This window comes from Spirulina sp. CCY15215 (assembly GCF_016888125.1).
Classification (GTDB): Bacteria; Cyanobacteriota; Cyanobacteriia; order Cyanobacteriales; family Spirulinaceae; genus CCY15215.
On record NZ_JACSWA010000456.1, the window covers coordinates 1 to 10,980 of the forward strand.

10 protein-coding genes are annotated in these 10,980 nt (G+C 41.5%); 3 read left to right on the forward strand and 7 right to left on the reverse strand.

Features of this window, described 5'->3' with window-relative positions:
- On the reverse strand, window positions 1–544 hold a 544-nt coding region (locus tag JUI58_RS14580; RefSeq protein ID WP_204104524.1), incomplete at its 3' end, for a filamentous hemagglutinin N-terminal domain-containing protein.
- 132 nt (window positions 545–676) lie between these two features.
- Here JUI58_RS14580 and JUI58_RS14585 point away from each other — a divergent pair.
- Window positions 677–1,720, forward strand: a complete 1,044-nt coding sequence (locus JUI58_RS14585; protein ID WP_204104525.1) for a dipeptide epimerase — start codon at window positions 677–679, stop codon at window positions 1,718–1,720.
- Window positions 1,717–2,760 carry a DUF1611 domain-containing protein gene (locus JUI58_RS14590; protein ID WP_204104526.1) on the forward strand — a complete coding sequence of 348 codons (1,044 nt, stop codon included), beginning with the start codon at window positions 1,717–1,719 and terminating at the stop codon, window positions 2,758–2,760. The genes JUI58_RS14585 and JUI58_RS14590 overlap by 4 nt, the downstream gene beginning before the upstream one ends.
- Before the next feature lie 426 nt (window positions 2,761–3,186).
- On the opposite strand, the gene mutS is transcribed toward JUI58_RS14590, so the two are convergent.
- From mutS to JUI58_RS14615, 6 genes are all read right to left on the reverse strand, one after another.
- On the reverse strand, window positions 3,187–5,835 hold the full coding sequence (gene mutS, locus JUI58_RS14595) for a DNA mismatch repair protein MutS (RefSeq protein WP_204104527.1): 2,649 nt from the start codon (window positions 5,833–5,835) through the stop codon (window positions 3,187–3,189).
- A 125-nt stretch (window positions 5,836–5,960) separates the two neighbouring features.
- Complete coding sequence (locus JUI58_RS14600) at window positions 5,961–6,410, reverse strand: hypothetical protein (RefSeq protein WP_204104528.1); 450 nt, start codon at window positions 6,408–6,410, stop codon at window positions 5,961–5,963.
- A 72-nt stretch (window positions 6,411–6,482) separates the two neighbouring features.
- Window positions 6,483–7,469: a D-cysteine desulfhydrase family protein gene (locus JUI58_RS14605; protein WP_204104529.1), complete on the reverse strand. Its 987-nt coding sequence runs from the start codon at window positions 7,467–7,469 to the stop codon at window positions 6,483–6,485.
- Window positions 7,453–8,412: a DMT family transporter gene (locus tag JUI58_RS14610; RefSeq protein ID WP_204104530.1), complete on the reverse strand. Its 960-nt coding sequence runs from the start codon at window positions 8,410–8,412 to the stop codon at window positions 7,453–7,455. The genes JUI58_RS14605 and JUI58_RS14610 overlap by 17 nt, the downstream gene beginning before the upstream one ends.
- Window positions 8,413–8,456: 44 nt before the next feature.
- On the reverse strand, window positions 8,457–8,588 hold the full coding sequence (locus JUI58_RS27055) for a hypothetical protein (RefSeq protein WP_275414358.1): 132 nt from the start codon (window positions 8,586–8,588) through the stop codon (window positions 8,457–8,459).
- A 48-nt stretch (window positions 8,589–8,636) separates the two neighbouring features.
- Complete coding sequence (locus JUI58_RS14615; protein ID WP_204104531.1) at window positions 8,637–9,566, reverse strand: Rpn family recombination-promoting nuclease/putative transposase; 930 nt, start codon at window positions 9,564–9,566, stop codon at window positions 8,637–8,639.
- Between the two features lie 161 nt (window positions 9,567–9,727).
- Between JUI58_RS14615 and JUI58_RS14620 the strand changes: the two genes are divergently transcribed.
- Window positions 9,728–10,855: an aminotransferase class V-fold PLP-dependent enzyme gene (locus tag JUI58_RS14620; RefSeq protein WP_204104532.1), complete on the forward strand. Its 1,128-nt coding sequence runs from the start codon at window positions 9,728–9,730 to the stop codon at window positions 10,853–10,855.
- The last annotated feature ends 125 nt before the right edge of the window (window positions 10,856–10,980 follow it).

Genomic DNA, 10,980 nt, shown 5'->3' on the forward strand with positions numbered 1-10,980 from the left:
GTTGGGAAACATCAAAGGCAAATTGAAAAGGGATTCCTGTTAATTCTGTGTAATTGTTTTCTCCAAAAGCATTAAACCATTGATTATTGCCAAAACCAATTCCCGTTGCTGTGGTTGCGGTAAAATCTCCCGGTACGTTTAAACTGGCATTACTCCCAAAAACAATTCCCGCAGGGTTCATCAAAAATAAGTTAGAATTCCCCCCAGTTACTTGAATTAAACCGTCAATGAGGGAAGGATTTCCACCGACAACGCGACTGAGAATATTTTGAATATTGGGATTAGAGATAAAGTTGGCAATTTCCCCCGCAGAAAGACCGAATTCTTGAAAACTGTGAAATAAGTTATTTCCCGCAGTGGTTCCTCCTGTAATATCAAATTGACTGCCTTGGGGTGCTACTATTGTTCCCGTGCCATCATTGATGATTCCAGAAATTATCTCTGCTTTGGCTGACGGTGTTGCGATCGCCGTGAATACCAAAGCTAGAACAGAAAACCAATAAGCTAGAGGATGAGAGAGAAGGGATTGACGACAAATACCCATGAGACTAGAGAAAATTTTAACGAAGTCTATCTATCATAATCCAAACATAATCCAAATGTTGGAATCAAGTTAAATTTAAGTAAAGATCGTCACGATCGCAATCCTGTACCCAAATATTCTCCAATAGAACCAATGCAAATCAAATTCCAAACCTTTACAGTCCGCAAGCAAGTCCCTCTCACAATTAGTCGAGGGACGAGTGCGGGTAATACCAATATCTGGGTAAGATTGCAGCATCATGGACTCGAAGGTTGGGGAGAAGTAACGCCTTTTTCAATCCTAACAAAAAGCCAAATCGGTCCGGAAGCGCTAATTGAGGAATTAAAGGTTATTCTTCCCAGTTTGGAACAGTTTACGCCTTTAGAACGGCAAAAAATTGAGGGGGTTTTACAAGAGGCGAAAACATCAAGCGCAGTCAGGGCGGCGATCGATATGGCACTCTATGATTGGTTGGGAAAACGTGCTTATTTACCTTTATGGAAGTTGTGGGGTTTAGATTTAAGTCGCATTATTCCTACTTCAGTAACTGTGGGAATTAGTTCCCCAGAAAAGGCGAAGGAAAGAGTTCATCTGTGGCAACAATCCATAGATGCAAAGGTGTTTAAATTAAAATTGGGCAGTCCCGAGGGCATTGAATGCGATCGCGCTCTTTTCCTCGCTGTGAGAGAAGAAATACCCCAGGCAGAAATAAGCGTTGATGCCAATGGGGGCTGGAGTTTGTCTGATGCGATTAAAATGTCCCAGTGGCTTGCAGAACGAGGGGTTTGCCATCTCGAACAACCTTTAAATGTCGCCGCAGAAAAGGATTTTCCTATTTTATATGAAAAGTCTCCTTTGCCGATTTTTATTGATGAAAGTTGTTTTAATAGTGCCGATATTTTGCGTTTGGCGCATTGCATTCATGGTATTAATATTAAGATCATGAAATCCGGAGGACTAACGGAGGCTCTGAATATGATTCGGATTGCTAAGATATTAAATCTGCAAATCATGTATGGTTGTTATTCTGATAGTGCTTTGGCGAATACGGCTATGTCTCAACTGGCATCTTATGCGGATTATATCGATCTTGACAGTCACTTAAATTTAGTTGACGATCCGTTTCGGGGAGCAATATTAGATAATGGGCGATTAGTACCAAGAAATTTACCGGGTTTGGGGATTGAGTTGGCATGAGATTAACCAAAAACCATCGCGTGGCGATTTTATTACATGACGGGATTAGCGGGCATTCGGGGAAGACGGGTTTGGCGTTTTTGCGCTATGGAGAAGCGACTGTGGCGGCGGTTATCGATCGCGGCCATGCGGGGGGGTCTTTAGGGGCATTAACGGGCATTCCTGGGGATATTCCTATTGTCGCTTCCGTGGGGGAGGCGATCGCCTATCAACCCGATGTTTTGTTAATTGGCATTGCTCCTTCTGGGGGTATTCTACCGGAGGAGTGGCAGCAAGAGGTCAAAGAGGCTGTTTTAGCGGGGTTATCCGTGGTCAATGGTCTCCATAGTCCAATGGGGGAAATTGCGGGGGAATTGCGCGAGGGGCAATGGATTTGGGATATTCGTCAAGAACCTTCGGGGTTGAGTATTGGTCGGGGTAGGGCGCGATCGCTAACTTGTGAGAGAATTCTGACGGTGGGGACGGATATGGCGATCGGTAAAATGTCAACCAGTTTGGAGTTAAGAAAAGTTGCTCAAAAACGGGGCATTTCGACGCGGTTTTTGGCGACGGGACAAGGGGGACTGGCGATCGTGGGGGAGGGGATTCCTTTGGATGCGATCCGGGTGGATTTTGCGGCTGGGGCGGTGGAAAGGGCGGCGATCGCGTTAGGATCTCACTGCGATTTGCTGTTGATTGAAGGGCAGGGATCTTTACTTCATCCCGGTTCTACGGCAACATTACCTTTAATTCGTGGCAGTCAGCCGACGGGGTTAATTTTAGTACATCGAGCCGGACAAAAAACGATTCGAGATTGTCCTGATGTTTTCATCCCTCCTTTATCAGAAGTAGTTAAGTCCTATGAGAATTTAGTGAGGGCGGGAGGTGCTTTTACAGGTGGGGAAGTGAAGGCGATCGCCCTGAATACGTTTCATTTAAGCGAAAAAGAGGCACAAATGGCGATCGCTGATGTTGAGAAGGAAACGGGTTTACCTTGTACGGATGCGGTAAGATTTGGGGCAGATTTGTTATTGGATGCGTTGAATTTGGATAAAGTTTAATGTTGCGATCGCCCTCTTATTTTTCCAATTGGAAACGGGTTTGCAGGAACGCACAGATTCCCACTCTGTTAGAATATCATTGTCAAGTCAATCTTGTCAAGGAAAAATTGAACTATTTTTGGCTTTTTTTTGTTAAGAATTATAGGGTAATGATTAAGGTAATCCTCTGTTGGTTTGTCTCGCGATCCTCTGACGTATCGTGATAATATGAACAATTTTATTACCGATCTATATTTCTGAACTTCAATCAGATTAAATTGTACCGCGATCTCTTATTTTTCCGATTGAAAACGGGTTCGCAGGAACGCACAGATTCCCACTCTGTTAGAATATCATTGTCAAGTCAATCTTGTCAAGGAAAAATTGAACTATTTTTGATTTTTTTTGTTAAGTTATTATCTGAATAAGGGTTTGGAGACCAAACCCCTACGATTCAAAAATATCTAACTGTTCCATTCTTTTACCATTATCGCGAGTTATATTTTCTTCTTTCTTTGTAATTCCTTTTCGTAACCCTAAAGCAATTTTACTATGTTTTTCAATCTGTCCCATCACCTGTTTAGCACGACTAATTACCGAGTCGGGTAAACCCGCTAATCTTCCTGCTTCAATACCATAAGAGCGATCGGCCCCCCCTGGACTAACTTGATGCAAAAAAACAATGCGATCGGGTAATTCTCTGACTGTAACTTGATAATTCTTCACATTTTCTAAAATTGTTTCTAATTCGTTCAATTCGTGGTAGTGCGTGGCAAAGATTGTGCGAGATTTAATTTCAGAAGCGAGATATTCTGCTACAGCCCAAGCAATAGATAATCCATCAAAAGTTGCCGTCCCTCGTCCAATTTCGTCCAATAAAACCAAGGATTTAGGAGTAGCATGATTGAGGATATTTGCTGTTTCATTCATCTCCACCATAAACGTTGATTGTCCTGTGGCTAAATCGTCCACTGCACCAACGCGAGTAAAAATGCGATCGCATATCCCCAATTTTGCCGACGTTGCAGGCACATAACTGCCCGTTTGTGCCATGAGTTGAATTAAACCAATTTGCCGAAGATAACAGCTTTTTCCACTGGCATTGGGTCCAGTTAAAATAATCAAATCGGGATTTTCTGACTCTGTTTTATTGTATCCCATTGCAGCAGAATTGGGAACAAAAAATCCTTGTCCCAATCTTTTTTCAACCACAGGATGGCGACCTTCAACAATTTTTATAGTTCTATCTTGAGATATTTCTGGACAGCAATAGCCTTGTAAAATTGCCACTTCTGCTAACCCTGCTAAAACATCAATTGCAGCCACTGCCCGAGCAATATTGCGAATTTCTTGTGCCTTTTCTGCCACTTCTAAGCGCAATTCAGTAAAAATCTCATACTCCAAATTACTCAAATCTTCTTTAGCGCTTAAAATGCGCGTTTCCCGCTCTTTTAATTCTGAAGTAATATATCGTTCTTCATTCAGTAAAGTTTGTTTGCGGGTGTAGTTTTCTGGAGCATCTCCTGCCTTATTGCGAGGCATACTAATATAATAACCAAAAGTTTTATTATATCCTACCCTTAATTTAGCAACTCCCGTTCTTTCTCGCTCCGTAATTTCTAAATTGGCCAACCATTGCCGATCCTCTTCCAATTGTTGGCGACGCTCATCTAATAAGGGGTTAATTCCATCGCGAATGAGTCCTCCTTCTTTAACATGAAGAGGAGGAGATTCTACCATATTTGCTAAAACGTGCCTGCCTAATTCTTGCAAACTTGGAGGAATTTTGTGCAGTCTTCGTAAATAAGGAGAATTCCCCAAACAAGCAAGTTCTTCTAAGTCAGATAATCGCACCAAAGAGTCAGCTAAATTGACTAAATCTCGAGCCGTAGTGCGTCCCGATCCCACTCGTCCCGATAAACGTTCTAAATCGTAAAATTGTCGTAATATTTGCTGTAAATCTTCCCGCAGCGCATGATTTTCTGTTAATTCGCCAATGCTTTCTTGACGCGCTTGTATGCCCTTAATTTCCAATAACGGCTCCATAAACCAACGACGCAAAGCCCTCCCTCCCATTGCGGTATTCGTGCGATCGATCGCCCATAATAAAGAGCCATTAAAACTCCCATCTCTTACGGTTTGATTGATTTCTAAATTACGACGAGTTTGCGGGTCGAGAATGAGATAATCAGCGAGGGAATAGGTGTGTAAAGGTTGCAAAGGAACTTGATTTGCTTTTTGCGTATCTTCGAGGTATTGTAATAAGCCACCAGCAGCACGAATTCCTAATGTTAAGCGATCGCAGCCCATTCCTTCTAAAGAACTCACTTTAAAGGTTTCTAAAAGGCGGTTTCTTGCTTCTGTCGCGTGAAAGTATTTCTGAGGACGCAAAGAGTAACAAAATTCAGGAGGAAGCCCTTCCGGAAGGTCTTCAGATGTTTCCCCAGGACGCAATAAACGACCAATATCGATCGCATTACTCGGATAGAGAATTTCCGACGGTTGTAAGCGTTGTAATTCAATGCTGAGAGATTCTAAATTTTGCGACTGGGTGGTGCAAAACTCCCCCGTAGAAATGTCAGCATAAGCAAGTCCCCAATGGGTTTTAGCAATGACAACGGAAGCCAGATAATTATTGCGTCGCGCGGCCAACATCCCATCATCGGTTAAAGTACCTGGTGTGAGAACTTGTTGTACTTCTCGCTTAACCATGCGCTTTTCCGAAGCAGCGATCGCAGCATCTTCCGCTTGATCGCAAACGACAACAGCAAAGCCTTTTTCTACTAACATTGCCGTGTAGCGATCTAAGGCATGATGGGGAACTCCCGTCATACTCACTCTACCAATCCCTTTTCCTCCTTCCTTGCTCGTGAGAACCAGTTCTAACTCTTGTGCGATTTTAACTGCATCATGAAAGAAACATTCAAAAAAATCTCCCACCCGATAGAGTAAAAGTGCGTTGGGATACTCTTCTTTTGTGGCAATATAATGCTGCATCATGGGGGAGAGTTGCTCTCGATCCAAGTGGCGATAGTCTTCGTGGGGAGGTTGTTTGGGGGCTTTAGTCGTTGTGGATTTGGGGGAAGACGCACTCATTGCAGCAAAAGAATTGTTTCGGGAGGAAGGATGAATAAAACACCCAATTTAAGTATCTTGACATATTTTTGATACTTCTGGCAACATAGTTTTTCTTGATATTCACGTTAGGTTTAAAATACAGGTTATTGAGTCACATTTCCCCTCAGAATTTTATGAAAGAGATCGTCTTCAATGTTTCCTCCTGTAATAAAGAAATAGACTTGCTGATATCGGCTAAAAAAACTAGGATTCGCCAAATAAGCGGCGATCGGCAAGACAGCAGATGCTTCTGCTTTAAGCTGACAATTTTCCCAAAGATAACAAATAGCAGCAATAATCTCACTCTCTGTAACACCAAAGATAACATTGACTATCTCAGGCAAAAGGCGATCGCTTAACTGGGGTAATTGATGCAATGCAACCCCTTCAGCCAAGGTTGTTCCCCAAGTTGGCTGTACATTCTGCGCGTACTTTTGTAATCTATGCCATAAGGTTTTAAACTCTTGAAAACAGTTGAAAACCTCTTCATAAAAGTTAGGCGCAATCTTGCTAGAATTTAAGCTGTTATCAGGTGTTAATTCTTTGATAATCATCTCAGTTTTACCTAAACTTGATAGTTTATAGGGGAAAATTCATTAAATCTAGATAAATTTTAGAGATTAGTTTTATTGTAGAGATTCTGCCATTTCAAATAGAGAGGGTAAACCTCCCGTATGCCAGAAAACAACTTTTTCCTGAGACTTAATTTTTCCCGTGCGAATTAGATCGATTAGTCCACCGGCTGCCCGTGCAGTATAAACTGGATCGAGCAAGATTCCTTCATATTGAGCAAACAAATGAATGGCCTCTCTTTCCCGATCGCCGATCGCTGCATAACCATCCCCCAAATAATCATCATTCACCATAATAAGGGAGCGATCGGGTAAATTGTCAAGCTGATAAAGAGTCTGTAAATTCTCTAGGAGAGAGAGAATTTTGTCGGTCAAATATGCTGATGATTCATCAACACTAATACCATAAATTTGCGTATTTAATCCATAAAACCAAGAACCAAATATTAATCCGGCTTGGGTAGCACCCGAAGAAGTAGGAACAATGATAATATCATAATTTCCGCCTTGATTGTTTAATTCTTGTACTGCATCGCAATAAGCACTAGAGCCTAATCCATGGGCTCCTCCATAGGCAATAAGATAGGGGTTTAAGCCCATTTTTTGAGCATCTTCAAAGGTTTCTAACAAAACCTTATCTGGGCAGCGTCCTTCTGTAAAAACAATTTGGGCTGCCATGAGTTGATTTAAAAATAGATTACCCTGCCTTATTCGAGGAGGAAATCCTTTAATCACTAAGATACATTTCAGTCCAAATTTGGCAGCAACGGCTGCAGTTTGACGACAGTGATTAGAGACTAATGACCCTCTCGTGATGAGCGATCGCGCTTGTTTTTGCTGGGCATCTGCGAGAAATCTTTCTAACATTCGCGTTTTATTTCCTCCCATTGCCAAACCTGTTTGATCGTCCCGTTTAATCCATAATTCTGGACCTTTTAGCGCTGCGGTAAGCCTTGGCATTGGTTCTATCGCCGTCGGTAAATGAGCGATCGCTACTTTAGGAATGAGGGGAAGATTCCTAAATTTATGCGGTTGTTTCATGAGCTTTTTCCTCAGATTTTGAAACTTGACTCGTACTAGCAAGATATATACCTAAAACTACAATACCAACGGATAGCCCATTGAGCAAACTGATTACCTCTCCAAAAAATAGCCAAGCTAAACAAGCACTAATAATAGGTCCTAGTTTTTGGAACAAAGTAATGTAGCCCGAGGAAAATTTCTTGAGACTATTAATTATAAGCATTTGAGCAATAATTTGACAGAAAAGACTTAAGCCAATGATCGCCAGCCAAACCGGTAAAGTTCGGGGAAAAAATTGATCTCCCATGACCAAAGTAATGGGAAAAAGGAGAAGACTGCTACAGAGACAATACCAATAGAGAATAGTGTCAGATGAAAAATCTGCCCTTAGTTTTTCCCGCACCAAATAATTAGCAGCATAAGTAAGAGCCGAGAGTAAAGCTAACAGATCACCAATCCAAGTTAGACTAGATTCTTGAAAGCCTTCAATACTAATTAAAATACTCCCACAGATGACGATCGCCATGCCCAATAAAAATCGACCGCTAAAGTTTTGCTTCAGGAATAACCAACCTCCCAAAGTTGCAAAAATGGGGGTACAACTACAGAATGTACTAGCATTCGCAATGCTGGTATATAGCAAAGATAAGGCTAAAAGTCCTGCGGTTAATGAACCTAAAATAGAGGATATAATAAACAAAGGAATTGCTTGGCGAGTTGGACGCTGAAGGCTACTCTCAGCAACGGGAAATTTAATCAGAGATTGAACAAAATATCCTAGAGTTAGGATAGCTGTAGAGACAAAGAAGCGATCGAAGGTTATAGTAACAGGACTAATTTCCTGTTCGCTAAATCGAACAAATAAATGCGAAAAAGATAGTAGAAAAACTCCTACTATGATAAGTATAATTTCCAAGGGAAATTGTTTTACAGATGAAATTTGCCAATTCGATCTCAACATAAGTTATAATATTCAGTGAATTTTATCTGCTTTTACATTTTACACTAGCTAGTACGATATTCTTGGCGATCGCGATCTTTAGAAATGACAAATTCTTGCAGGTTGTACGGGACAGGTGCGATCGCGCACCAATAGCGATCGCTTTTCTCATGAGCTTTCTCTCTCCTTTCTTTCATCTTAAAATTTGGTAATGGATGTTTTCTAAGATAATTAATCCTCGATGCTTAGTTTCGGATTTCCAACCAATTTGATAGTGCTTCTAAATTGGAAAAATCTAAACTTGCTTCTCCTAATTCTTCTAATTCGGAGAGAGAAAGCCGTTTTATTGCATCTTCAACCTCAGTTGAAAGTTCTCCCAAGCGCCTGAGAAGTTGAAAGATTAATCGTAACAATTTTAATCGCCCTTCTTCACGCCCTTCTTCGCGCCCTTCTTCGCGCCCTTCTTCTAAAGCAAGAACAATAGAACCACGTCGATCTTCTATAAACATTTCTCGTTTATCAATTTCTTCTAGCTCTTTAATACTCAAGTTGGCTTGATTTGCAATATTGAGTGCTTTCTCGACTTCGGGAATTTCACTGAGTACAGAAGGGATAGCATCCAAGGAAGGTGCTTCTTTCATAAAAAATATCCATTTTTCTGTTAAATTCTGTAATTCTTCCAGCTTTTTTCTAAATTTGGGTAGCTCAACAAAAATCATTTCTAATTCACCCTTGCGATATTCAAAGCCTTGTTTTTTTTCTTTAAAACTGAAATGTGTGATGATTTCTTCTGTCTTTTCAAATAGCTTAAAATCAGTTATATTTAAGGCGATAACAGGTTTTAAATAAGTATAGCCTTGACCAGATTTTAATTGATTACTATACGTTTTGGCTAAGTTATAAATTACTCGTTTTTCAAAGGCTGCTACATTTAAGACTTGCATTTCGATAATGACTGTCGTTCCATCTGCAAGAACAGCCTTAACATCTAAATAGCTATCTTTTAAATCAACGGTACTTCCTCCAGTATAAGGATCGATGATCTCTAAATTTTGAATCTGCGATCGCCCTTCATAAACTAGGGCGTTTAAGAAGCTAATCAAGATATCTTTACTCTCGTTTGAACCAAATATTTTCTTAAAAGCAAAGTCGGTTTTAGGGCTAATAAATCTCATCGTTTTAGGTTGAGTTCAATATTGGGCGATCGCGTTCATTGTCAATGCTATCCCACAATTTTACTCTAAAGCAGTGCGATCGGGTTATAACTACAATGGGAGCATCTCTCCCTAGCTGCGTAAATCCCGATCGAGAAACTTTGGCCAAAGAATAGAGAAAGATGGAAATTGAAACTCGCGCAATTCATGCAGGACGACAGGTAGACCCGGCCACAGGAGCCGTTGTCCCTCCCCTCTATCTCTCAACCACTTTTGAGCGAGAAGCGGATGGGAGTTATCCTCACAATTATAATTATATTCGCGATCGCAATCCCAATCGGGTCATGTTAGAGGATTGTCTCTGGGCTTTAGAAGGGGGAAAAGTCGCGTCGGCCTTTGCTTCTGGGTCGGCTGCAACTATGAGCATTTTTCAGGCATTAAACCCCGGCGATCGCGTGGTGGCTCCCCATGATGCTTATTCGGGGACGGGGACGTTATTGCGATCGCTGATGCAGCCTTGGGGGTTAAAGGTGACGTTTGCAGACATGACCAATTTGCAGGAGGTTAAAGCGGCTATTACCCCTGATACGCGCTTGGTTTGGCTGGAAACCCCCTCTAATCCTATGTTAAAGATAACGGATATCGGTGCAGTAACGGCGATCGCGCACAAGGTGGGGGCATTATCTGTTTGTGATAATACTTGGGCGACTCCTGTATTGCAACAACCCTTTGCGTTAGGATGCGATCTTATTGTGCATTCTACGACTAAGTATTTAGGGGGACATAGTGATGTTTTGGGGGGGGCAATTATTGCTCAAAAAGAGTCTGATTTTTTCGAGAAAGTGCGTCATATTCAACATATAGGAGGTGCGGTTCCTTCACCTTTTGACTGTTGGTTAATTTTACGCGGCATTGCAACTTTACCCTATCGCATGAAGGGACATTGCGAAAATGCCGATAAATTGGCTCGTTGGTTGCAGCAACACCCCGCGATCGCGCGAGTTCATTATCCTGGTTTATCCACCCATTCCGGTTATGCGATCGCCTCACAGCAAATGTCGGGTTTTGGGGGTATGCTTTCTATTGAATTAAAAGGAGGAAAAGAAGCGGCATTTGCAATGGCTGCTCATGTTAAGCTATTTCGTCGAGCAACCAGTTTGGGGGGTGTGGAAAGTTTAATTGAACATCGTGCTTCAATTGAAGGGAAAAATACGCGCACTCCCGATAGTTTATTGCGCTTATCGGTGGGGTTGGAAAATGTAGAAGATTTAATTGCAGACTGCGATCGCGCTTTAAAGGGAAATCCTTGAAAATAATATCAAATCCGGAAAATTAACCGTAATAATAACCGTAATAAAAAACCTAGGGAGCGAGACGCTCCCACTACGATAATATTCAATCATTACAGTAGTAATAATAACCGTAATAAAAAACC